At 58.4% G+C, this 24,036-nt stretch carries 21 protein-coding genes; 4 read left to right on the top strand and 17 right to left on the bottom strand.

Translation table 11 applies throughout. The features are described from left to right. Positions 1–119: 119 nt before the first annotated feature. The gene (locus JV201_RS20705) at positions 120–1,124 is read right to left on the bottom strand and encodes an amidohydrolase family protein (protein WP_219405990.1); all 1,005 of its coding nucleotides are present in this window, start codon (positions 1,122–1,124) and stop codon (positions 120–122) included. Positions 1,125–1,264: 140 nt separating this feature from the next. Between JV201_RS20705 and JV201_RS20710 the strand changes: the two genes are divergently transcribed. Both JV201_RS20710 and JV201_RS20715 read left to right on the top strand, forming a co-directional pair. Further along, positions 1,265–1,681: an OsmC family protein gene (locus JV201_RS20710; RefSeq protein ID WP_003210558.1), complete on the top strand. Its 417-nt coding sequence runs from the start codon at positions 1,265–1,267 to the stop codon at positions 1,679–1,681. Positions 1,682–1,745: 64 nt separating this feature from the next. Further along, positions 1,746–2,618 (top strand): pirin family protein, encoded by an 873-nt coding sequence (locus JV201_RS20715; RefSeq protein WP_219405991.1) that lies wholly within the window; start codon positions 1,746–1,748, stop codon positions 2,616–2,618. Positions 2,619–2,753: 135 nt separating this feature from the next. Here JV201_RS20715 and JV201_RS20720 read toward each other — a convergent pair whose 3' ends face one another. The 4 genes from JV201_RS20720 to JV201_RS20735 all read right to left on the bottom strand — a co-directional run bounded on the left by JV201_RS20720 (position 2,754) and on the right by JV201_RS20735 (position 6,468). Further along, positions 2,754–3,482: a dienelactone hydrolase family protein gene (locus JV201_RS20720; RefSeq protein ID WP_087694452.1), complete on the bottom strand. Its 729-nt coding sequence runs from the start codon at positions 3,480–3,482 to the stop codon at positions 2,754–2,756. 66 nt (positions 3,483–3,548) lie between these two features. After that, a complete protein-coding gene (htpG, locus tag JV201_RS20725) occupies positions 3,549–5,453 on the bottom strand; it encodes a molecular chaperone HtpG (RefSeq protein WP_219405992.1) in 1,905 nt (634 codons plus the stop codon). 89 nt (positions 5,454–5,542) lie between these two features. Beyond that, positions 5,543–5,995, bottom strand: coding sequence for a PaaI family thioesterase (locus JV201_RS20730; protein ID WP_219405993.1), 453 nt, complete (start codon positions 5,993–5,995; stop codon positions 5,543–5,545). Beyond that, complete coding sequence (locus JV201_RS20735) at positions 5,992–6,468, bottom strand: PaaI family thioesterase (protein WP_003210563.1); 477 nt, start codon at positions 6,466–6,468, stop codon at positions 5,992–5,994. Before JV201_RS20735 ends, JV201_RS20730 begins: the two co-directional genes overlap by 4 nt. 157 nt (positions 6,469–6,625) lie before the next feature. On the opposite strand from JV201_RS20735, the gene JV201_RS20740 reads away from it, so the two are divergent. Then, positions 6,626–6,868 carry a hypothetical protein gene (locus JV201_RS20740; RefSeq protein ID WP_003210564.1) on the top strand — a complete coding sequence of 81 codons (243 nt, stop codon included), beginning with the start codon at positions 6,626–6,628 and terminating at the stop codon, positions 6,866–6,868. 149 nt (positions 6,869–7,017) lie between these two features. Here JV201_RS20740 and brnQ read toward each other — a convergent pair whose 3' ends face one another. From brnQ to sdhC, 10 genes are all read right to left on the bottom strand, one after another. Continuing rightward, a complete protein-coding gene (brnQ, locus tag JV201_RS20745) occupies positions 7,018–8,331 on the bottom strand; it encodes a branched-chain amino acid transport system II carrier protein (RefSeq protein ID WP_177054674.1) in 1,314 nt (437 codons plus the stop codon). A 417-nt stretch (positions 8,332–8,748) separates the two neighbouring features. Beyond that, positions 8,749–9,630 (bottom strand): succinate--CoA ligase subunit alpha, encoded by an 882-nt coding sequence (gene sucD / locus JV201_RS20750; RefSeq protein WP_003210566.1) that lies wholly within the window; start codon positions 9,628–9,630, stop codon positions 8,749–8,751. After that, on the bottom strand, positions 9,630–10,796 hold the full coding sequence (gene sucC, locus JV201_RS20755; RefSeq protein ID WP_003210567.1) for an ADP-forming succinate--CoA ligase subunit beta: 1,167 nt from the start codon (positions 10,794–10,796) through the stop codon (positions 9,630–9,632). The genes sucD and sucC overlap by 1 nt, the downstream gene beginning before the upstream one ends. A gap of 214 nt (positions 10,797–11,010) precedes the next feature. Further along, a complete protein-coding gene (gene lpdA, locus JV201_RS20760; RefSeq protein WP_219405994.1) occupies positions 11,011–12,447 on the bottom strand; it encodes a dihydrolipoyl dehydrogenase in 1,437 nt (478 codons plus the stop codon). A gap of 95 nt (positions 12,448–12,542) precedes the next feature. Beyond that, the gene (gene odhB, locus JV201_RS20765) at positions 12,543–13,775 is read right to left on the bottom strand and encodes a 2-oxoglutarate dehydrogenase complex dihydrolipoyllysine-residue succinyltransferase (RefSeq protein ID WP_219405995.1); all 1,233 of its coding nucleotides are present in this window, start codon (positions 13,773–13,775) and stop codon (positions 12,543–12,545) included. A 44-nt stretch (positions 13,776–13,819) separates the two neighbouring features. Then, on the bottom strand, positions 13,820–16,651 hold the full coding sequence (locus JV201_RS20770) for a 2-oxoglutarate dehydrogenase E1 component (RefSeq protein WP_003210570.1): 2,832 nt from the start codon (positions 16,649–16,651) through the stop codon (positions 13,820–13,822). A 262-nt stretch (positions 16,652–16,913) separates the two neighbouring features. Continuing rightward, complete coding sequence (locus JV201_RS20775; RefSeq protein ID WP_003210571.1) at positions 16,914–17,618, bottom strand: succinate dehydrogenase iron-sulfur subunit; 705 nt, start codon at positions 17,616–17,618, stop codon at positions 16,914–16,916. 11 nt (positions 17,619–17,629) lie between these two features. Next, positions 17,630–19,405 carry a succinate dehydrogenase flavoprotein subunit gene (gene sdhA, locus JV201_RS20780; protein WP_003210572.1) on the bottom strand — a complete coding sequence of 592 codons (1,776 nt, stop codon included), beginning with the start codon at positions 19,403–19,405 and terminating at the stop codon, positions 17,630–17,632. A 3-nt stretch (positions 19,406–19,408) separates the two neighbouring features. Continuing rightward, on the bottom strand, positions 19,409–19,777 hold the full coding sequence (gene sdhD / locus JV201_RS20785) for a succinate dehydrogenase, hydrophobic membrane anchor protein (protein WP_003210573.1): 369 nt from the start codon (positions 19,775–19,777) through the stop codon (positions 19,409–19,411). Further along, positions 19,771–20,145 (bottom strand): succinate dehydrogenase, cytochrome b556 subunit, encoded by a 375-nt coding sequence (sdhC, locus tag JV201_RS20790; RefSeq protein ID WP_008433998.1) that lies wholly within the window; start codon positions 20,143–20,145, stop codon positions 19,771–19,773. Before sdhC ends, sdhD begins: the two co-directional genes overlap by 7 nt. 363 nt (positions 20,146–20,508) lie before the next feature. Here sdhC and gltA point away from each other — a divergent pair, with 363 nt between their 5' ends. After that, entirely contained in the window at positions 20,509–21,798 is a 1,290-nt protein-coding gene (gene gltA, locus JV201_RS20795) for a citrate synthase (RefSeq protein ID WP_003210575.1), read from the top strand. Positions 21,799–21,960: 162 nt separating this feature from the next. Here the strand turns inward: gltA and JV201_RS20800 are convergent, their stop codons facing one another. Further along, positions 21,961–23,619: a cation acetate symporter gene (locus JV201_RS20800; RefSeq protein WP_003210576.1), complete on the bottom strand. Its 1,659-nt coding sequence runs from the start codon at positions 23,617–23,619 to the stop codon at positions 21,961–21,963. Beyond that, positions 23,616–23,927 (bottom strand): DUF485 domain-containing protein, encoded by a 312-nt coding sequence (locus JV201_RS20805; RefSeq protein ID WP_003210577.1) that lies wholly within the window; start codon positions 23,925–23,927, stop codon positions 23,616–23,618. Before JV201_RS20805 ends, JV201_RS20800 begins: the two co-directional genes overlap by 4 nt. Positions 23,928–24,036 lie beyond the last annotated feature (109 nt).

The raw sequence follows: 24,036 nt of genomic DNA on the forward strand, positions 1-24,036 counted from the left end.
CACCTGCAGCGGGCTCTTGAAAGGTATCGGCGAGTTGAGACTTTTGCCTAAGACGAAAACGCGATATCAAAACGCCTTACGATCGCCCCGCCCCGGCTGTAGCGATTCAGCTAAACCCATCACCTGGGCTTGGGCAGAATCGCCAGGAAATTGCCCCGTGCGACCTTTCTGGCCACATCCTCAGGCAACGCATCGAGGAACGGGTCAAAGCTGCGCATTTCCTTACCGAGCTTGTTGAAGCGTCCTACCACGTCTGAGCCAAGCATGAAGCGGTCCGGGAAGCGCTCCACCAGCTTTACCCACTCAGGGCGTGCCTTTCCCGCCTCATCCAGCAAGTAAGGCGTGAGCACGCTCCAGGACAGGTCGACGTACAGGTTCGGGTAAGCCTCCAGCATGCGCGCCAGGGTCGGCAGCAAAAAATCCATCTGCGTCTGGTGCCGGTGGATCTCCATGCTGCTGCCCGCATGGGCCCAGATAAACCGGGTGTGCGGGTGATTACGCAGCGGCTCTTCCATTTCCGCCAGGTACAACGGATTTTTCTCACGCTTGGAGGTGATGTTGGAATGCACCATCACCGGCAGATCATTCTCCGCGGCCAGGTGATAGATGCGGGTCATCGCCTCGTTGTTGGCCCTTGGGGTGTCGCCGGAGGTCAGCGCGGTCAGGTCGTCGTGACGGGTGAAGACTTCGCCGATGCCTTGCCAGAGCCCAGGATTGAGATCGAGCATGCGCTGGATATGGGATGCGGCATTTTTATCGTTGGGATTGAAACCACTGAGGAACGGATGAAAGCGCTGACGTTGCTCCGGGCTCAGTTTATTGACCGCATCGGCGACGAACACGTCGGTGGCGCTATACCAATAGGCGTCGGCGTCGTCCCCGGCGTAATAGCGCGGCCGCTTGGGTTCGTCCTCATGCCATTTCTTGGCCACCGGAATGCCGGAAATCATCACGTGCTCGATGCGATTATCGGCCATGGCCTTGAGTAATTTATCCATGCCCGCCGACTCCTGGAAGAAATCGACGTAATGCAGGTGTGCATCGCTGTAGGCATAGTCGCGAGCCTGCACCGCAAGGCTTGCGGAGGTCAGCAACAGGGCAATACTCAGGCGGGTCCGGCGCACGGGGGTATCTCAAACAAGGGCTAATGCCGGTAGACCTCGGGCCGCGCCTGCGGGTTCAGCGGTAAACAACGGGGAACACCAACGTGCCAGCATGCTCTATAACTGCATGAGCTTCTTCCTGCCACCCTGTGAGGTTTGCCATGCCTGTTACCGTGAACACGCTGAACGCCGAAAACTTCCGCCACAGCGTCAATATCAATAACCACGAGCTGTTTACCGACCTGCCCAAGAGCCTGGGCGGCGACGATTCGGCGCCCTCCCCCCACGATTACTTCGACGCCGCACTGGCGTCCTGCAAGGCCCTGACCGTCAAGCTCTATGCGCAGAAAAAAGACATACCGCTGACCGGCGTGACCGTGGAAGTCACCCATGACAGCACCGAAGAGCAAAAGGGCAAATACAAGCTCAACGTCAAACTGACCCTCAAGGGCGTACTCACTGACGAGCAGCGCGACGAGCTGCACCGCGTGGCGGATCGCTGCCCGGTGCACAAGCTGATGACCACGGCCGAAGTCACCATCGAGACCCGGCTCTCCGAAGGCGCCTTCAGCCAGTAGCGGCAACCTCCCGTCGAGCGGGTTATGCTCAGTACCATCAGACCCGCTCAGACTGGGAAGCACCATGACCACCGTGACCGTGATTCGCCCGCGCGCCGAAGATGTGGAAGGCCAACCGATCCTGCGCCCACTGCCCTCCAGGCAATGCCGCAGCGTCGGGCCTTTCGTGTTTTTCGACCATATGCTGCAAACCCGTTATGCCCCGGGTACCGGCATGAACATTCGCCAACACCCGCACATCGGCCTCTCTACCCTGACCTTCCTGTTTGAAGGCGAACTCCTGCACAAGGACAGCCTCGGCTCCGATCAGGTGGTCAAGGCCGGGGACGTCAGCTGGATGACAGCCGGCAGTGCCATTGCCCACGTTGAACGCAGCCCCGAGGCGTTGAAGGCCAGTGGTTTCAGCCTGCACGGGTTGCAAGTGTGGCTGGCCTCCCCCAAGGAACATGAACAAGGGCCTGGGCATTACAGCCATCATCCGGCCGCCAGCTTGCCGGTGAGCGATAACCTCGGCGTGCAGATTCGCCTGATTGCCGGCAGTGGCTTTTGCCTCGAATCGCCGGTGCCGGTGTTGTCGCCCACCTTGTATGCCGAGGTGCGGATGCAGACGGCTACCACCCTGCTGATCCCGGATGAGCATGAAGAACGGGCGGTGTATGTGCTGGAGGGTGAGGCGCAGTTGGATGGCGAAGCGCTGGAGGTGCATAGCCTTGTGGCGTTGCCGGCAGGCGCAAGCATGGGGCTGTTTGCCGAGACTGATTGCCACCTGGTGGTGTTCGGCGGCGCGGCGCTGGATGGGCCACGGCGGATTAACTGGAATTTTGTCGCGAGTGATCCGGCGTTGATCGAGCAGGCTCGGCAGCGTTGGGCGGCTGGGGATTGGCCGACAGTGCCGGGGGAAAGTGAGCGGATCGAGTTGCCTGGAGGCAAGGCTTAAGCGCTTTATTGCCTATGAAACAGCCTTCGCGAGCAAGCCCGCTCCCACATTTCGACCGCGTTCCTTCAGGATGTACACGGTTAAAATGTGGGAGCGGGCTTGCTCGCGAAGGGGCCAGCTCAGGCAACCGAACTATCAGCCCTTGAACACTTCATCCAGCAAGTTATGCATCGACTGGAAGGCCCGCGCAGCGGTCTTCGCGTCATACATCATCTTGCCCGGCACATTCGCGTGCGGGTCGGTAAACGAGTGCACCGCACCGCCGTAGCTCAGCAATTGCCAATCCACACCGGCGGCGTTCATTTCGTCTTCAAACGCCGGCAGTTGCTCCTTCGGCACCAACGGGTCGGAAGCACCGTGCAACACCAGCACGGAACCCTTGATGTTTTTTGCATCGGCCGGGTTCGGCGTGTCGAGGCTGCCGTGGAACGAAACGGCAGCTTTCAACGTTGCACCTGTACGTGCCAGCTCCAGGGAGCAGCAACCACCGAAGCAGAAACCAAAGGTCGCCAGCTTCGAGGTATCCACCGCCGCTTCAGTCTGGGTTTTCAGGTGATCAAGCGCGACCTGCATGCGCTTGTTCAACAGCGGCCGGTCATTCTTCAACGGCATCATCGCCGCACCCGCTTCATCGCCGTTCGAAGGGCGGACGGTTTGCCCGTACAGGTCGGCAAGCAGCACCACGTAGCCCTTGCTGGCCACGCTCTTGGCGATCTCTTCAGCGCCGGCACTGACACCCATCCAGTTCGGCGCCATCAACAACCCTGGCAGCGGGCCCTTATGACTGGCATCAAATGCCAGGCGGCTTTCATAAGACTGGCCATCAATCTGATAGACCACGGAACGCACGGTGATTTGGCTCATCATTTACTCCAGGTGAAAGGCTCCAGAACGAAAAAACCCGCCGAAGCGGGTTTTTCTACAACGGTGTTAAACCGACAGTTCAACCAACAGCTTGTTCAGTCGGCGCACATAAGCGGCCGGGTCTTTCAGGCTGTCGCCGGCAGCCAGGGCTGCCTGGTCGAAGAGGATGTGCGACAGGTCGCCAAACCGCTCTTCGCTCTGCTCGCCGTCGAGTTTCTCGATCAGCGGGTGCGCCGGGTTGAATTCAAAGATCGGCTTGGAATCCGGAACCTTCTGACCGCTGGCTTCCAGGATCTGACGCATCTGCATGCCCAGGTCCTGCTCGCCGATGGCCAGGATCGCCGGGGAATCGGTCAGACGGTGGGAAACCCGCACTTCGCTGACGGCATCGCCCAAGGCGGTCTTGATTCGCTCAACCAGACCCTCTTTGGACTTGGCCACTTCTTCAGCGGCTTTCTTGTCTTCTTCGGAATCCAGGTTGCCCAGGTCCAGGTCGCCGCGGGCGACGTCAATAAAGCTCTTGCCGTCGAAGTCGCTGAGGTAGCTCATCAGCCACTCGTCGATGCGGTCGGTCAGCAGCAGCACTTCGATGCCTTTCTTGCGGAAGACTTCCAGGTGCGGGCTGTTCTTGACCTGAGCGTAGGTTTCACCGGTCAGGTAGTAGATCTTGTCCTGACCTTCCTTGGCGCGAGCCAGGTATTCAGCCAGGGAAACGTTCTGCTCGCCGTCGTCACCGTTGGTCGATGCGAAACGCAGCAGGCCGGCGATTTTTTCCTTGTTGGCGAAATCTTCTGCCGGGCCTTCTTTCATGACCTGGCCGAAGTTTTTCCAGAAGCCCTTGTATTGCTCAGGCTCGTTTTTCGCCAGCTTTTCCAGCATGTCGAGGACACGCTTGGTCAGCGCCGACTTCATCGAGTCGATGATCGGGTCTTTCTGCAGGATTTCCCGCGACACGTTCAGCGACAGGTCGTTGGAGTCAACCACGCCCTTGATAAAGCGCAGGTACAACGGCAGGAACGATTCCGCCTGGTCCATCACGAATACGCGCTGCACATACAGCTTCAGGCCTTTCGGCGCTTCACGCTGGTACAGGTCGAACGGAGCACGGGCCGGTACGTAGAGCAGCGAGCTGTATTCCAGCTTGCCTTCGACCTTGTTGTGGCTCCAGCTCAGCGGGTTTTCGTAATCGTGGGCAATGTGCTTGTAGAACTCCTGGTATTCCTCGTCCTTGACTTCGGTACGAGGACGGGTCCACAGGGCGCTGGCGCGGTTGACCACTTCCCATTCCTGGGCTGGGGCTTCTTCGCCTTCGGCCGCCGCTTGTTCTTTCGGCAACTCGATCGGCAACGCGATGTGGTCGGAGTACTTCTTGATGATATTGCGCAGACGCCAGCCATCGGCGAACTCCTCTTCACCGGACTTCAGGTGCAGGACGATGCGGGTACCACGATCAGCCTTGTCGACAGTGGCGATTTCAAATTCGCCCTCGCCCTTGGAAGACCAGTGCACGCCTTCGCTGGCGACAAGGCCGGCACGGCGGCTGAATACTTCAACCTTGTCGGCAACGATGAAGGCCGAGTAGAAGCCCACGCCGAACTGGCCGATCAGGTGCGAATCTTTCTTCTGGTCGCCCGACAGGTTCTTCATGAAATCAGCGGTGCCGGATTTGGCGATGGTCCCCAGGTGGGTGATCGCATCGTCACGGCTCATGCCGATACCGTTGTCTTCGAGGGTGACGGTTTTCGCGTCCTTGTCGAAGCTCACACGGATTTTCAGTTCCGCGCCACCTTCCAGCAACTCAGGCTTGGACAGGGCTTCGAAACGTAATTTGTCGACAGCGTCAGAGGCGTTCGAGATCAATTCGCGAAGGAAAATTTCCTTGTTGGAATACAGCGAATGGATCATGAGGTGCAGCAGTTGCTTCACCTCGGTCTGGAAGCCCAGGGTTTCCTTTTGAGTTTCCACACTCATGGTCATCAAACTCCAATTGGATGGCAGTGGCCGCGCCCTTGAGGGTTGGCGGCGGGTTGTCATCAAAGTTGGGGGCTAAGACCAGGATTTCAAGGGCGAGCCGTTTCCTCAATCTTGAAATGCGCACGGGCGGTGGCAATCGGTTCGGCCTGGGTACTTTGCCACGCGGTAATTGCCACGTTGGCCACCCGCCGGCCCTGGCGCCACACCTGGCATTTGGCGTAGGTGTCGCGAAACTGGCCGGCGCGCAGGTAATCCAGGGAGAAATCGATGATCTTGGGAACGCCAGGCGCACCGGTGAATACCAGCAAATGCAAGGCTGCGGACAGCTCCATGAAGCCCGCGATCACCCCGCCGTGGATCGCCGGCAATATCGGGTTACCAATGTTGTCCTTGTTGGCCGGCATGCGAAACAGCAATTCATCCCCCAGCCGCGTGCATTCGATGCCAATCAGCTTGGCGTAGGGAATCAGGTTGAGCAGCGCCTCATAGTTGCCCCGTTCGTGGGCTTGCTGCAGACGGGTCTTGAACTGATGTTTCATGCCTGTTCTCCCTTGATTGCATTGCCCAGGCCCTGGCTGCCCTTGAGGCGCTTGCCCATGCGCATGAACGTGCCCACCACGTGGGCAATCGGTTGCTGCGGATCGTCCTGGTACGCGAAGCCGCGGGTGAAGATCACGTCGGTGGTCACCCGGTAGCACTGGGCAAAGCCGAATACCGGTTTATGGGGCTCGGCCGGGTGCATGTAGTCGATGCGCAGGTCCAGGGTCGGGCAAACCTCGAACTCCGGCAGTACGCACAAGGTAGCCATGCCACAGGCGGTGTCCATCAAGGATGTGATGGCGCCGCCGTGGATCACGCCGGTCTGCGGGTCACCGACGATATGCGGAGCATAGGGCAGCACCAGCGTCATGCCGTCCTCACTGGCGGCGTGCACCTGGATGCCCAGCACCTGGCAGTGGCGCAAGGCTGAAACAAAGCGCGTGGCACGGGATAAAAGAGGATTTTCGGTCATTCGTTAAAGACTCTTATTAGTGTGGAGCCGGCGGAGTAGACAACCTTGCTGAAAGTTCCCTAGGGAAAAGCCTTATATATCTGTGAGATTTAAGGAACTAAGCGTTGGGCATAGGCTCGAAAGGCCAGTAGATATCTTCAATAAGGAGAAACACCCCATGCGCAAGACTTTAGCTATTTCCATGATGCTGGCTGCTGCCCTCGGCCTCGCTGCCTGCGACAAAAAATCCGAAGACAAAGCCCAAGACGCCGCAGCCCACTCTGAGCAAGCTCAAAAAGACATGGCGAAAGCACAGGATAAAGTGAACGACGCTGCGAAAGAAAACGCCGATGCTGCCAAAGCTCAGGCTGAATCGAACGAAGCTGCTGCGAAAGAAGCAACACCTGCAACCGGTTCTTGAGTCTGACGACTTGAACACTGTGACGTGAAAAGTCATGTTGCAAAAGAAAGCCCGCTTAATAGCGGGCTTTACTTTGTCCGGTGTTTTTAACCCGGCCGGGCAGCTCGAAACTTCGAACTAAACCTCGGCACAAGTTAGTGGCTAAACGTTTAAGCCATCGCTTCACTGCGTTTGCCCAGCAGGCGGTCAATCACCACCGCAACCACCAGCGTCATCACCGAAGGCACCAGCCACGCCAGGCCCTGCTCGCTCAGCGGCAGGTGAGCCAGTTGCGATGGCATCCAGTCAGCCAGGCCCGCGCCCTTCAGCGCGTCAATGCAACCGAAGATGAACGACACCAGCATCACCGGGCCAACGATCCGGCCCTGCTCCTGCCAGAAGTCCTTACAGAAGCTCAGGGCCACCAGCACGATGCACGGCGGGTAGATGGCGGTCAGCACCGGGATCGAGAACGCGATCAGCTTGGTCAGGCCCAGGTTGGACACAAACAGCGAGAATACCGCCAGGATCACCACCAGGGTCTTATAGGACAGCGGCAGTACGCGGCTGAAGTACTCGGCGCAGGCGCAGGTCAGGCCCACCGCGGTTACCAGGCACGCCAGGGAAATCAGCACGGCGAGGAAGCCGCTGCCCAGGGAGCCGAAGGTGTGCTGGACGTAGGCGTGCAGCACGGCGGCGCCGTTGGCGGCACCGGCCGCCACTTCATGGCTGCCCGAACCGAGGCGGAACAGGCTGATGTACACCAGCGCCAGGCCCACACCGGCAATCAGCCCGGCGATGATCGCGTAGCGGGTGATCAGCTTCGGCGACTCGACGCCACGGGAGCGGATCGCGTTGACGATCACAATGCCGAATACCAGCGCGCCGAGGGTATCCATGGTCAGGTAACCATTGATAAAGCCCTGGGAGAACGGTGCCGCCACGTACTCAGGGGTGGCAACACCCACATCGCCGGCCGGCAAGGCAAAGGCAGCAATGCCCAAGACGGCCAGGGCGATGATCTTCAACGGTGCCAGGAAACGACCGACGGTATCCAGCAGGCGGCCCGGGTACAGGGAGATGAAGAACACCAGCAGGAAGTACACCGAGCTGTAGAGGAACAGCGCCAGCGGGCTTTCACCGGTCAGCGGCGCCAGGCCCACTTCAAAGGAAACGGTGGCGGTTCGCGGGGTGGCGAACAACGGGCCGACAGCCAGGTAGGCCGCCGCTGCCAGCAAGCCACCGGCAATCTTGCCGATCGGACTGCTCAACGCGTCCATGCCACCACCGACCTTGGCCAGGGCGATAACGGTGATCACCGGCAAACCGACCGCGGTGATCAGGAAGCCCAGCGCCGCCATCCAGACATGAGGCCCGGACTGCAAACCGACGATTGGCGGGAAGATGATGTTGCCGGCGCCCACGAACAGGGCAAAAGTCATAAAGCCCAACGCCAGGATGTCCTGGCTTTTCAACACTTTCATTTGAGGAAATACCACACTACTGAATCGGAATTTAGAGAGGGCTTCCCTATGGATGAGGGAAATACTGCCGGTCCGGATGGGGACCGACCGGTCTGGCGCGAGGCTTCCTTTTGGGAGGCACACGCATAAAGAGGCGGCTAGCCTAACGAATTTGCGGGTCAAACGCACTGTTGCGGGGCGAACTGTCCGATAAGCGACATTTTTATGTCGCGTTTTTATATCTAAATTTTGAAATACGATCGAATGTGGGAGCGGGCTTGCTCGCGAAAGCGGTGTATCAGCCACTCATGAGCTGACTGACACACCGCTTTCGCGAGCAAGCCCGCTCCCACATGTTGATCTCCACCAACCTTCAGAATGCACAAAGGCCACCCGAAGGTGGCCTTTGTGGGGTGAAGCGTCAGTTAAGCGCGAGGCTTACTTGACAGCCCATCCGGTCAGCTCGGACAAAGCCTTGCCGATGTCTGCCAGCGAACGCACGGTTTTAACGCCTGCGTCTTCCAGGGCAGCAAACTTCTCGTCTGCAGTACCCTTGCCGCCAGAGATGATTGCGCCCGCATGGCCCATGCGCTTGCCAGCAGGGGCAGTCACACCAGCGATGTAGGAAACAACCGGCTTGGTCACGTGTGCCTTGATGTAGGCAGCCGCTTCTTCTTCAGCCGAACCGCCGATCTCACCGATCATTACGATCGCTTCGGTCTTCGGGTCTTCCTGGAACAGCTTCAGGATGTCGATGAAGTTCGAGCCTGGGATCGGGTCACCGCCGATGCCGACGCAAGTCGACTGACCGAAACCGGCGTCAGTAGTCTGCTTGACAGCTTCATAGGTCAGGGTGCCGGAACGGGAAACGATACCGACTTTACCTGGCAAGTGAATGTGACCTGGCATGATGCCGATCTTGCATTCGCCTGGAGTGATCACGCCTGGGCAGTTAGGGCCGATCAGGACTACACCCAGCTCGTCGCACTTAACTTTAGCGTCCAGCATGTCCAGGGTAGGAATGCCTTCGGTGATGCAAACGATCAGCTTGATGCCGCCGAATGCTGCTTCCAGGATGGAGTCCTTGCAGAAAGGAGCTGGAACGTAGATCACGCTGGCGGTGGCGCCAGTGGCAGCTACAGCATCTTTCACGGTGTTGAACACTGGCAGGCCCAGGTGCTCGGTGCCGCCTTTACCAGGAGTAACGCCACCCACCATCTTGGTGCCGTATTCGATGGCTTGCTGGGTGTGGAAACTACCTTGGGAACCGGTAATACCCTGGCAGATAACCTTGGTGTCTTTATTGATCAGGACGCTCATTATTTGCCCTCCGCAGCTTTGACAACTTGTTGAGCAGCGTCGGTCAGGCTGGTAGCAGCGATGATGTTCAAACCGCTTTCTGCCAGTACTTTAGCGCCCAGTTCAGCGTTGTTACCTTCAAGGCGCACAACAACCGGGATTTTAACGCCGACTTCTTTCACTGCACCGATGATGCCTTCGGCAATCATGTCGCAACGAACGATGCCGCCGAAGATGTTGACCAGTACTGCAGCGACGTTGGAGTCGGACAGGATGATCTTGAACGCTTCGGTAACGCGTTCTTTGGTGGCACCGCCGCCTACGTCGAGGAAGTTGGCTGGTTTGCCGCCATGCAGGTTGACGATGTCCATGGTACCCATGGCCAGGCCAGCACCGTTGACCATGCAACCGATGTTACCTTCCAGGGCTACGTAGTTCAGTTCGAACTTGGCAGCGTGCGCTTCGCGCGGATCGTCTTGCGACGGATCGTGGAAAGTCTTCAGCTTAGGCTGACGGTACATGGCGTTGGCGTCGATGTTGATCTTGGCATCGAGGCAATGCAGATCGCCGTCAGCCTTGATCACCAGCGGGTTCACTTCCAGCAGGGCCAGATCGTGATCCTGGAACAGTTTGGCCAGACCTACGAAGATCTTGGCGAACTGGGCAACTTGCTTGCCTTCCAGACCCAACTGGAATGCCAGCTCGCGACCCTGGAATGGCTGAGCGCCAACCAGTGGATCGATAGTGGCTTTCAGAATTTTTTCTGGGGTTTCTTCAGCGATCTTCTCAATGTCCACGCCACCTTCGGTGGAGGCCATGAACACGATGCGACGGCTCGAACGGTCAACGACAGCGCCCAGGTACAGCTCTTTAGCGATATCAGTGCACGATTCAACCAGGATCTTGGTGACTGGCTGGCCATTGGCATCAGTCTGGTAAGTCACCAGACGCTTGCCCAACCACTGCTGAGCGAAGGCTTTGGCGTCTTCTTTGCTGCGAACCAGCTTAACGCCGCCCGCTTTACCGCGACCACCAGCGTGAACCTGGGCTTTGACAACCCACTCGGTGCCGCCGATTTTGTCGCAAGCTTCTGCTGCTGCTTCCGGGGTGTCTACTGCGTAACCCTTGGATACTGGCAGGCCGTATTCAGCGAACAGCTGCTTACCCTGATACTCGTGAAGATTCATGCTTATTACCGTCTTCGTTAGGTACTGCGCATTCGGCGCTGCGCTCTTTATTGAGTGCCGCGCCACCTGTGACTGCTGCTTGCACAGTCAAACCACCAAAGGCCTGAACCCTGGGTGGTGAAACTGCGCAAGACTGCGTCCAGCGGATATTCCGCGGTGAGTCTTGCGCACAAGGCTCACGACGGGCAACCGCCGTGGTTTCTTATTATCTCGCTTAGCGCTTCTTCTTGTTGGCGATGTGGATGGCATGGCCATTCACTGCCAACGCGGCTTCGTGCAGCGCTTCGGACAGGGTCGGATGGGAGAAAACCATCATGCCGATGTCTTCGGCGCTGGTGCCGAATTCCATACCGATTGCGCCTTGCTGAACCAGTTCTGCTGCGCCTGGGCCGATCACATGGACGCCCAATACGCGGTCAGTCTTGGCATCAGCGATGACTTTGACAAAACCACCGGTGTCGTTGGCTGCCATGGCACGGCCAGAAGCGGCAAACGGGAAGGTGCCGACGTTAACTTCAACGCCTTCAGCTTTCAACTGCTGTTCGTTCTTGCCGACCCATGCAATTTCCGGGTGGGTGTAGATAACCGACGGGATCAGGTCGTAGTTCATCTGGGTCTTGTGACCCTTGATGCGCTCGACAACCATGATGCCTTCTTCGGAAGCCTTGTGCGCCAGCATCATGCCGCGAACCACGTCGCCAATGGCGTAGACGCCCGGCACGGTGGTAGCGCAGTGATCGTCAACGTGGATGAAACCACGCTCGTCGATGTTCACGCCGCTGTCGGAAGCCAGCAGATCAGTGGTCACTGGACGGCGACCAACGGCTACGATCAGCTTGTCGAAAGTGATGGTTTTTTCGCCATCCTTGTCGGTGTAGGTCACGACGACTTCTTCGCCGTTAACCTTGGAACCGGTAACACGAGCGCCCAGCTTGATGTCCAGACCTTGTTTGGTCAGGGTTTTCAGCGCTTCTTTGGACACTGCGGTGTCGGCAGCCAGCAGGAACGTGTCCAGGGCTTCCAGCACGGTCACTTCGGAACCCAGGCGGGACCAGACCGAACCCAGTTCCAGGCCGATCACGCCAGCGCCGATCACGCCCAGACGTTTTGGAACCGCTTGGAATTCCAGGGCGCCGGTCGAATCAACGATCACGTTCTGGTCGACCGGAGCCGGTGGAATGTCGATTGGACGCGAACCTGGAGCCAGGATCACGTTCTCGGCTTCGATGATTTCGGTCGAACCGTCAGGCTTGGTGATTTCAACTTTCTTGCCGGCCAGCAGTTTGCCGTGGCCTTGCAGGGAAGTAACGCCGTTGGCCTTGAACAGGGTAGCAACGCCGGAAGTCAGGCCTTTAACGATGTTGGCCTTGCGGCCGACCATCGCTGGCACGTCCATGGTCACGCCAGCGTGGTTGATGCCGTGGATGGCAAAACCGTCTTGCGCTTCGTGGAATTTCCAGGAGCTGTCCAGCAGCGCCTTGGAAGGAATGCAGCCAACGTTCAGGCAAGTACCGCCCAGCGCCAGTTTGCCTTCCTTGTCGGTGTATTTTTCGATGCAAGCAGTCGAGAGGCCCAGTTGTGCGGCCTTGATGGCGGCAACGTAGCCGCCAGGGCCTGCGCCAATCACTACAACGTCAAATTTCTGCGACATGAAAAAAAATCCTCTTTAGCTAAAAGCTTCAAGCCGTGAGCCGCACTCCGGCCTGCCTCGCGGCAGACCGGGTGGTACGGCGCACCGCCGCTTTATCAGATATCCAGCAGCAGACGAGCCGGGTCTTCCAGCAGGTTCTTGATGGTCACCAGGAAAGTCACGGCTTCTTTACCATCGATCAGGCGGTGATCGTACGACAGCGCCAGGTACATCATCGGGCGGATAACCACTTGGCCGTTGATCGCCATAGGACGCTGCAGAATGTTGTGCATGCCCAGGATCGCAGCTTGTGGCGGGTTGACGATCGGAGTCGACATCATCGAACCGAAAGTACCACCGTTGGTGATGGTGAAGGTACCACCGGTCATCTCGTCGATGGTCAGTTTGCCGTCACGGGCCTTCTTGCCGAAGTTGGCGATGCCGCCTTCGATTTCAGCCAGGCTCATCAGCTCGGCGTTACGCAGAACCGGTACCACCAGGCCACGGTCGCTGGAGACGGCAACGCCGACGTCAGCATAACCGTGGTAAACGATGTCGCCGCCGTCGATGGAAGCGTTGACTGCCGGGAAGCGTTTCAGCGCTTCGGTGGCCGCTTTCACGAAGAACGACATGAAGCCAAGGCGTACGCCGTTGTGGGACTTCTCGAACAGGTCCTTGTACTTCGAACGCAGGGCCATGACTTCGGTCATGTCGACTTCGTTGAAAGTAGTCAGCATCGCCATGTTCGACTGTGCTTCAACCAGGCGCTTGGCCACGGTGGCACGCACGCGGGTCATCGGTACGCGCTTCTCGGTGCGGTCGCCAGCGGCGAACACAGGAGCAGCGGCAGCCGGGGCAGCAGCCTTGGCAGGCGCAGCAGCTGGAGCGTTTTTCTTGGCTTCAACGGCGGCAACCACGTCTTCCTTGGTCACACGGCCATCTTTGCCGGTGCCCTTGATGGACGCCAGGTTGATGCCGTTTTCGTCAGCCAGCTGACGCGCAGCCGGTGCAGCGATTGGATCTTCGCCACCCGCAGTCGGTGCAGCAGCTGGAGCTGCGGCAGCAGCCGGTGCCGCAGCGGCGGCAGGAGCAGGAGCAGCGGCAGCAGCACCGCCCTCTTCGATCGAGCCCAGTACCTGGTTCGACAGGACGGTAGCGCCTTCTTCGGCAACGATTGCGCCCAGCACGCCGTCAGCTTCAGCCAACACTTCGAGCACGACCTTGTCGGTTTCGATGTCGACGATCAGGTCGTCACGCTTGACGGCCTCGCCTGGTTTCTTGTGCCAGGTGGCAACGGTGCCATCGGCAACCGATTCCGGGAATGACGGGGCTTTGATTTCGATAGCCATTATCTGTGGGTCCTTAAAATTCGGTTTCAGTCAGCGCGAAGGCGTTAAACAGTGAAAGCATCTTGCAGCAGTTTTTCCTGCTGTTCGGCGTGCATCGACGCATAACCACACGCAGGTGCAGCAGAAGCATCACGACCGGCGTACTCCAGGCCCAGTGCCTGTTTGTGATTGCCGATGCTGCGACGCAGATGATGCTGGCTGCTGTACCACGCGCCCTGGTTCATCGGTTCTTCCTGACACCACACCACATTGGTGAGGTTGGTGTAAGGCGCGATGGCCTCCATCAGGTCGTCTTCCGGGAACGGGTAAAGCTGCTCGATCCGCACGATGGCGATGTCTTCGCGGCCTTCGGCACGGCGTTTTTCCAGCAAATCGTAGTAAACCTTGCCGCTGCACAGGATCAGGCGAGTAACCTTGGCCGCGTCGAGGGTATCGATTTCTGAAATAACGGTCTGGAACGAACCATCCGCCAGATCTTCCAGGGTCGAGATGGCCAATTTATGACGCAGCAGCGATTTCGGCGTCAGCACTACCAGCGGCTTGCGCAGCGGGCGGATCACCTGGCGACGCAGCAAGTGGTAGATCTGGGCCGGGGTAGTCGGCACGCACACCTGGATGTTGTGCTCGGCGCACAATTGCAGGTAACGCTCCAGACGGGCCGAGGAGTGCTCCGGACCCTGACCTTCATAACCGTGTGGCAGCAGCATGGTCAGACCGCACAGACGGCCCCACTTGTGCTCGCCGCTGGTGATGAACTGGTCGATAACCACCTGGGCACCGTTGGCGAAGTCGCCGAACTGGGCTTCCCAGATCACCAGCGCCTGAGGCGTGGTGGTCGAGTAACCGTATTCGAACGCCAGTACGGCTTCTTCGGACAGGAACGAATCGTACAGGTCGAAACGTGGCTGGCCTTCGTACAGGTTCTGCAACGGGATGTAGGTGCCCGCGTCTTTCTGGTTGTGCAACACAGCGTGACGGTGCGAGAACGTACCGCGGCCGATGTCCTGGCCGGTCATGCGGATCGGGTGACCTTCGAACGCCAGGGTCGCGTACGCCATGGTTTCAGCGTAACCCCAGTTGATCGGCAGGCCGCCGGCTTGCATCTTCTGACGGTCTTCGTAGATCTTCGCAACCTGGCGCTGTACCACGAAGCCATCTGGAATTTCCAGCAGCTTGGCCGACAGTTCCTGCAGGGTCTTCAGATCGAACGAGGTGTCGTGACGCGCAGTCCAGGCGTGGCCCAGGTACGGACGCCAGTCAACGAACAACTCTTTGTTCGGCTCTTTAACCAGGCTTTTCACGACATGCAGGCCGTTGTCCAGCGCGTTGCGGTATTCATCGATCTTCGCCTGAACACGTGCATCGTCCACCACGCCGGCCTTGATCAGGCTATCGGCATACAGCTCACGGGTGGTGCGCTGCTTGGTGATTTGCTGGTACATCAACGGTTGGGTGCCGCTAGGCTCATCCGCTTCGTTGTGACCGCGACGACGGTAGCAGACCAGGTCGATGACCACGTCACGCTTGAACTGCATGCGGTAATCGATGGCCAACTGGGTCACGAACAACACGGCTTCCGGATCATCACCATTCACATGGAGGATCGGCGCCTGGATCATCTTGGCAACGTCGGTCGCGTACTCGGTAGAGCGTGCGTCCAGCGGGTTGCTGATGGTGAAGCCCACCTGGTTGTTGATGACGATGTGAACGGTACCGCCGGTCTTGAAGCCGCGAGTCTGCGACATCTGGAACGTTTCCAGGACCACGCCCTGACCGGCGAACGCCGCGTCACCGTGGATGGAAATCGGCAGGACCTTCTCACCGGTGGAATCGTTACGACGATCCTGGCGCGCACGTACCGACCCCTCGACCACTGGAGAAACGATCTCCAGGTGGGATGGGTTGAACGCCATGGCCAGGTGAACTTCACCGCCGGTGGTCATTACGTTGGACGAGAAGCCCTGGTGATATTTAACGTCACCGGAACCCAGCTCGACCTTCTTCTTGCCTTCGAACTCGTCGAACAGCTCGCGCGGGTTCTTGCCGAAGGTGTTGACCAGCACGTTCAAACGGCCACGGTGGGCCATGCCGATCACGATTTCCTTGGTGCCGTAGGAACCGGAACGCTGGATCAGCTCGTCGAGCATCGGGATCAGGCTTTCGCCGCCTTCCAGGCCGAAACGCTTGGTGCCCGGGTATTTGGTGCCCAGGTATTTTTCCAGGCCTTCCGCTGCAGTGACGCGCTCGAGCAAGTGGCTCTTGACGTCCGCAGACAGCACCGGGCGACCACGCACGCCTTCAAGGCGGTGCTGGAACCAGTGGCGCTGCTCGGAATCAGTGATGTGCGTAAATTCGGCACCGATGGTGCGGCAATATGTCTGCTGCAACGCTTCGTGAATTTCGCGTAGGCTCGCTTCCTCTTTGCCGATGAACAGGTCGCCGGCACGGAAGGTCGTATCAAGATCGGCATTGGTCAAGCCGTAATGATTGATCGACAGGTCTGCAGGTGCAGGACGCTGCCACAGCCCCAGCGGGTCAAGCTGGGCTGCCTGGTGGCCACGCATACGGTAGGCCTGGATCAGTCGCAGTACTTCAACTTGCTTCTTCTCGTGCTCACTGCTCACGCTTGCGGCAGAAACCGGCTGGGCGCGGCGCTGGTTCTTTGCCAGCAGCACGAACTGATCGCGAATTGTTGCGTGCGATACATCGGTGGCAGCGTTGCCGTCTGAAGACAACGTCTGAAATTTGGTGCGCCATTCTTCTGGCACAGCGTTAGGGTCGTGCAGGTAGAGCTCATAAAGCTCTTCCACATAGGCAGCGTTACCACCTGAAAGATAGCCGCTGTTCCACATGCGCTGCATCACGCTTTCTTGCATGCTTGGTCACCCTCGATTTGGGGACACCACCGGCGAAAACACCGAGTTTGCTTGCAAAAGGCCAAGTGCAGCGACCAAAACAAGCCACTTAGGATCACGCTGATAGTTCGGGTACCAACCCGAATGCCCCTGCTTGTCTCATTTCTTCAAAATAAGAGCCGCGTCTTTGTAAGTCGCTGCTCAAGTTAAAACTACGGCGCCGGTTGAAGCCTGCGCCGTAGCATCTACGGGCACAACGGTCCTGCTTTTACTACAACGTCGGTTACACGCCGCTTTGCAGCAGCATGCTACGTACGTGACCAATGGCCTTAGTCGGGTTCAGGCCTTTGGGACATACGTTGACGCAGTTCATGATCCCGCGGCAGCGGAATACGCTGAACGGGTCATCCAGCGAAGCCAGACGCTCGGCAGTCTTGGTGTCACGGCTGTCTGCCAGGAAGCGGTACGCTTGCAGCAGGGCAGCTGGGCCCAGGAACTTGTCGGGGTTCCACCAGAAGGACGGGCAGGAAGTCGAGCAGCAAGCGCACAGGATGCACTCGTACAGACCGTCCAGCTTCTCGCGCTCTTCCGGAGTCTGCAGACGCTCGATGGCCGGAGCCGGCGTGTCGTTCTGCAGGAATGGCTTAACCTTCTCGTATTGCTTGTAGAAGATGCTCATATCGACGACCAGGTCACGGATAACCGGCAAACCTGGCAGCGGACGAACAACCAACTTGTTGCCTTTCACCACGGAAGACAGCGGCGTGATGCACGCCAGGCCGTTCTTGCCGTTGATGTTCATGCCGTCGGAGCCGCAGACACCTTCACGGCAAGAGCGACGATAGGAGAAACCCTCGTCCTGCTCTTTAACCAGGGCCAGCACGTCCAGCACCATCAGGTCCTTACCACCGGTATCGACCTGGAATTCCTGCATGAACGGCGCAGCGTCCTGATCAGGGTTGTAGCGATAAACACTGACTTTCAACATGGCAGCCACCCTTAGTAAGTCCGAATCTTCGGTTCAAACGTCGGAACCGTCTTCGGCGAGAAGTTCACGGCACGCTTGGTTACGCGCTTGTCACCCGGGAAGTACAGGGTGTGGCACAACCAGTTTTCGTCGTCGCGGTCTTCATAGTCTTCACGAGCGTGAGCACCACGGGATTCTTTACGAACCTCGGCGGCGATCGCAGTCGCTTCAGCCACTTCCAGCAGGTTTTGCAGCTCAAGGGCTTCGATTCGAGCGGTGTTGAACGCCTGGCTCTTGTCGTTGATCTTGACGTTGGCAATGCGCGTACGCAGGTCAGCCAGCTGGGCGATACCTTTCTGCATGTATTCGCCGGTACGGAACACACCGAAGTAGTTCTGCATGCAGCTTTGCAGCTCTTTGCGCAGGGAGGCGACGTCTTCGCCATCGGTACGCGAGTTCAGGCCATCCAGACGTGCCAGGGCAGCGTCGATGTCGGACTGGCGTGGACGAGCGTAATCAACGCCTTCCTTCAGGGTCTGTTCCAGGAACAGGCCGGCGGCGCGACCGAATACCACCAGGTCGAGCAGCGAGTTGCCACCCAGGCGGTTGGCACCGTGAACCGATACGCACGCCACTTCACCTACCGCGAACAGACCAGGGATGATCTGGTCAACGCCGTCGGCGTCCTGGGTGATCGCCTGGCCATGAATGTTGGTGGCAACGCCGCCCATCATATAGTGGCAAGTTGGAACAACCGGGATCGGCGCAACAGCCGGGTCAACGTGGGCAAAGGTCTTGGACAGCTCCATGATGCCTGGCAGACGGCTGTGCAGCACTTCTTCACCGAGGTGATCGAGCTTCAGCATCACGTGGTCGCCATCGGGACCACAGCCGTTACCGGCGATGATCTCTTTAACCATGGAACGGGCTACAACGTCACGACCGGCAAGGTCTTTGGCGTTCGGAGCATAACGCTCCATGAAGCGCTCGCCGTTCTTGTTGATCAGGTAACCACCTTCACCACGGCAACCTTCTGTAACCAGTACACCGGCGCCGGCGATGCCGGTCGGGTGGAACTGCCACATTTCGATGTCTTGTACCGGGACGCCTGCACGCAGGGCCATGCCGATACCGTCACCGGTGTTGATCAGGGCGTTGGTAGTCGAAGAGTAGATACGGCCTGCACCGCCGGTCGCCAATACGGTGGCGTTAGCCCGCACGTAAGAGGTTTCGCCGGTTTCGATGCAGATAACGATCATGCCTACAAAGGCACCGTCTTCGTTCTTCACCAGGTCGACGCCGTAGTATTCGTTGAGGAATACGGTGCCGGCCTTCAGGTTGGCCTGGTACAGGGTGTGCAACAGCGCGTGACCGGTACGGTCGGCTGCGGCACAGGTACGAGCGGCCTGGCCACCCTTACCGAAGTCTTTCGACTGACCGCCGAACGGACGCTGGTAGATGCGACCCTGTTCGGTACGGGAGAACGGCAGACCCATGTGTTCCAGCTCGAAGACCGCTTCCGGGCCTACGGAGCACATGTATTCGATAGCGTCCTGGTCACCGATATAGTCGGAACCCTTGACGGTATCGTACATGTGCCAGCGCCAGTCATCGTTTGGATCGGCGGAGGCGATGGCGCACGTGATGCCACCCTGGGCCGAAACGGTGTGGGAACGGGTCGGGAACACCTTGGTGATCACGGCAGTCTTGTGACCGCCTTGGGCCAGTTGCAGCGCAGCGCGCATGCCGGCACCGCCGCCGCCAATGATGATGGCGTCGAATGAAAGCGTATTAACTGTGTTAGCCATGAATCAGATACCCCAAAGAATCTGCACACCCCAGACGAAGTAAGCGAACATCGCGACGCCGCATACTGCCTGGAAGAGAAACCGTACTGCTGTCGCGGACTTGCCCAGCGCCATCGGCGTCAGGTAGTCGGTCGCGATGGTCCACATGCCAACCCAGGCGTGAGCGCCCAGGGCTACAAGGGCCAGCAGACTGAAGATGCGCATCCCGTTGTGAGCGAACAGGCCGTGCCATTGGGCGTAGCCAATGCCAGGGTTCGCCGCGAGGTACCCGATCAGGAAGATGAAATAAGCCGCGAGAACAACCGCAGACACACGTTGCGCCATCCAGTCATAGAGGCCCGAACGCGACAGGTTCGTAACGCTGGTTACCATATCCAAACTCCCGCCAGAACGATCAGCACCACGGAAATGGCGATGACGATTTTCGAGCCCAGCTTGCCGCCTTCCAGCGTCTCACCGATACCCATGTCCATGATCAAGTGGCGAATACCGGCCACAAGGTGATAAAGCAGAGCGGACAGGAGGCCCCAGGCGACGAATTTGGCCAGCGGACTGGTCAAGCATGCCTTCACCTCGGCGTACCCTTCTTCCGAACCCAGGGATTTGCTCAATGCATAAAGCATGATGCCCAGGCCAAGAAACAGGATGATGCCGGATACACGGTGCAGGAACGACGTTACGCCGGTGATGGGGAGTTTGATGGTCCTTAGGTCTAGGTTTACAGGTCGTTGGCTATTCACGGCTTTTTTTCACACTGAAGAGCCCCTAACAATCAGGGCAAAGTTGTTGGGGAGTGCACTGGTCAGGTAACCACCACCCAGGGAGTGCGACCCCCATCAAAACGGGCCCAAAAGCCCCTGGCGGTCGGAGGCCGAGTATAGACAGTTAGGCAACTAATGACAACGCGCACTCCTCACCCTAATAGCGCATTGCGCTGGCGGCATAAAAGGCGTAAACGGCAGGTAATTTCGAGGAAAAAGTACGGTTAAAGCCTTCTGGAGCAAGACTTTAGGCAAATTGACATCTGAATTTATCTCACTATAGTGGTGCGGGCCCTGCGTGGGGGGTCTGTCTGATGATTTGAAGCATAAATAGGAGGCCACATGGCTGACAAAAAAGCGCAGTTGATCATCGAGGGCGCAGCCCCCGTCGAGCTGCCCATTTTAACCGGCACCGTTGGTCCCGATGTTATCGACGTACGGGGCCTGACGGCCACGGGCCGTTTTACATTCGACCCAGGCTTCATGTCGACCGCCTCATGCGAGTCGAAGATCACCTATATCGACGGTGATAACGGTATCTTGCTGCACCGCGGCTACCCGATCGAACAGCTTGCTGAACAGTCGGACTACCTGGAAACCTGCTACCTGCTGCTTAATGGCGAATTGCCAACAGCTGAGCAAAAGGCCCAGTTTGTCAGCACCGTGAAGAACCACACCATGGTTCACGAGCAGTTGAAGACCTTCTTCAACGGCTTCCGTCGCGACGCCCACCCGATGGCCGTCATGTGCGGCGTAGTCGGCGCCCTGTCGGCCTTCTATCACGACTCCCTGGACATCAATAACCCGCAGCATCGCGAAATCTCCGCGATCCGCCTGGTTGCCAAGATGCCGACCCTGGCCGCAATGGTTTACAAGTACTCCATGGGTCAACCCATGATGTACCCGCGCAACGACCTGACGTACGCGGAAAACTTCCTGCACATGATGTTCAACACCCCGTGCGAGATCAAACCGATCAGCCCGGTGCTGGCCGCCGCGATGGACAAGATCTTCATCCTCCACGCCGACCACGAACAGAACGCCTCGACCTCTACCGTGCGCCTGGCGGGCTCCTCGGGTGCCAACCCGTTCGCCTGTATCGCCGCCGGTATCGCCGCACTGTGGGGCCCTGCCCACGGCGGTGCGAACGAAGCCGTATTGACCATGCTCGATGAAATCGGCGATGTCTCGAACATCGACAAGTTCATCGCCAAGGCCAAGGACAAGAACGATCCGTTCAAGTTGATGGGCTTCGGTCACCGGGTCTACAAGAACCGCGACCCGCGCGCCACCGTAATGAAGAAGACCTGCGACGAAGTGTTGAAGGAACTGGGCATCAAGAACGATCCGCAACTCGAACTGGCCATGCGCCTGGAAGAGATCGCCCTGACCGACCCGTACTTCATCGAGCGCTCGCTGTACCCGAACGTCGACTTCTACTCGGGGATCATCCTCAAGGCGATCGGCATTCCAACCAGCATGTTCACCGTGATCTTCGCCCTGGCGCGGACCGTGGGCTGGATCTCCCACTGGAAAGAAATGCTCTCCAGCCCGTACAAGATTGGCCGCCCGCGCCAGCTTTACACCGGCTACGAGTCGCGTGACATCACCAAGCTGGAAGACCGCAAGTAAGCTGATCGCTACTTGGCTACACCGAAAACGGCCTCCTTTGATAGGGAGGCCGTTTTTATTTGTGCCGGATTTGAGAAACAGTTTTGTCGTATCTGTTACCAATAAAGGCAAAAAAAAGCCCCGATCTCACGACCGGGGCATTTTTTTGGAACTGTTACAGGCTTAGTGGCTAACCGCCCCACTCGCCCCCAGGCCAGTCTGCGAACGCACAAACTGCGGGAAGTACAGCGCACGTTCCTTCTCTGCCGCCGCCGACTTGTCGGTGATGGAGAAGAACCAGATGCCGATGAACGCAATGATCATCGAGAACAGCGCCGGGTACTCGTAAGGGAAGATCGCCTTCTCATGGTGCAGGATCGAGACCCAGATGGTCGGGCCGAGGATCATCAGGCCAACGGCACTGATCAAGCCCAGCCAGCCACCAATCATCGCACCGCGGGTGGTGAGGTTTTTCCAGTACATGGAAAGCAGCAGCACCGGGAAGTTACAGCTGGCCGCAATGGAGAACGCCAGGCCCACCATGAACGCAATGTTCTGGCTTTCAAACAGGATGCCCAAGCCAATCGCCAGTACTGCCAGGGCGATGGTGGTGATCTTCGATACGCGAATCTCATCCTTCTCGTTGGCCTTGCCTTTCTTGATCACGCTGGCGTACAGGTCATGGGACACCGCCGAAGCACCCGCGAGGGTCAAACCGGCAACCACTGCCAGGATGGTGGCAAACGCCACGGCCGAGATGAAGCCCAGGAAGATACTGCCGCCCACCGCGTTGGCCAGGTGCACCGCCGCCATGTTGTTACCGCCGAGCAAGGCACCTGCAGCATCCTTGAACGCCGGGTTGGTGCTGACCAGCAGGATCGCGCCGAAGCCGATGATGAAGGTCAGGATATAGAAGTAGCCGATGAAGCCAGTGGCATACAGCACGCTCTTGCGCGCTTCCTTTGCGTCACTCACGGTGAAGAAGCGCATCAGGATGTGCGGCAGGCCGGCGGTACCGAACATCAGTGCCAGGCCGAGGGAGAACGCCGAAATCGGGTCTTTCACCAGGCCGCCCGGGCTCATGATCGCTTCACCTTTAGGGTGAACCTTGATCGCCTCGGCAAACAGCATGTTGAAGTCGAAGTTGACGTGTTTCATCACCATCAGCGCCATGAACGAGGCACCGGACAGCAGCAGCACTGCCTTGATGATCTGTACCCAGGTGGTAGCCAGCATGCCGCCGAACAACACATAGAGGCACATCAGGATGCCTACCAGGATCACCGCGACGTGATAATCCAGGCCGAACAGCAGCTGGATCAGCTTGCCCGCGCCGACCATCTGCGCGATCAGGTAGAACGCCACCACCACCAAAGAGCCACAGGCCGACAGGCTGCGGATCTGGGTTTGCCCCAGGCGATAGGACGCCACGTCGGCAAAGGTGTATTTGCCCAGGTTACGCAGGCGCTCGGCGATCAGGAACAGAATGATCGGCCAGCCCACCAGGAAGCCGATCGAGTAGATCAGGCCGTCGTAGCCGGAGGTGAACACCAGCGCGGAAATCCCCAGGAAGGAGGCTGCCGACATGTAGTCACCGGCAATCGCCAGACCGTTCTGGAACCCGGTGATCTTGCCGCCGGCCGCATAGTAGTCGGCCGCCGACTTGTTGCGCTTGGACGCCCAGTAGGTGATGCACAAGGTCGCGCCGACGAAGGCCACGAACATCAGGATCGCTGCGATATTCAGCGGTTGTTTATGCACTTCGCCGGTCAGTGCATCGGCCGCCCAAACGGCAGGTGCAAAGGCCGAAGCGCCGAGTACAGCCAATAGACGACGGATCATTGCGCAGCCTCCTTGAGAATCGCATTGTTCAAGTCGTCGAATTCGCCGTTGGCGCGTCGTACATAGATGCCGGTGAGGACGAAGGCCGACACAATCAGCCCGACCCCGATCGGGATCCCCCACGTAATGGACGAACCGGGGCTGATCTTGGCCCCCAGTATTTGCGGCCCATAGGCAATCAGAAGAATGAAAGCGGAGTAAAGCCCAAGCATGATTGCCGAGAGAATCCAGGCGAATCTTTCCCTTTTACTAACCAGCTCCTTGAAACGCGGGCTGTTTTGAATCGAGAGGTAAATGCTGTCGTTCATTGTTTTTATCCTCGCAGCACAGCTTTTTATTATTGGAACATATCCACTGTATGCGGCTGAGGAACAGGTTCCAGACGACCTTAGTAGTAGAAGGAGTGTAGCGAGGGTT

The sequence above is a fragment of the Pseudomonas sp. Colony2 genome, from assembly GCF_019382755.1.
Lineage (GTDB): Bacteria > Pseudomonadota > Gammaproteobacteria > Pseudomonadales > Pseudomonadaceae > Aquipseudomonas.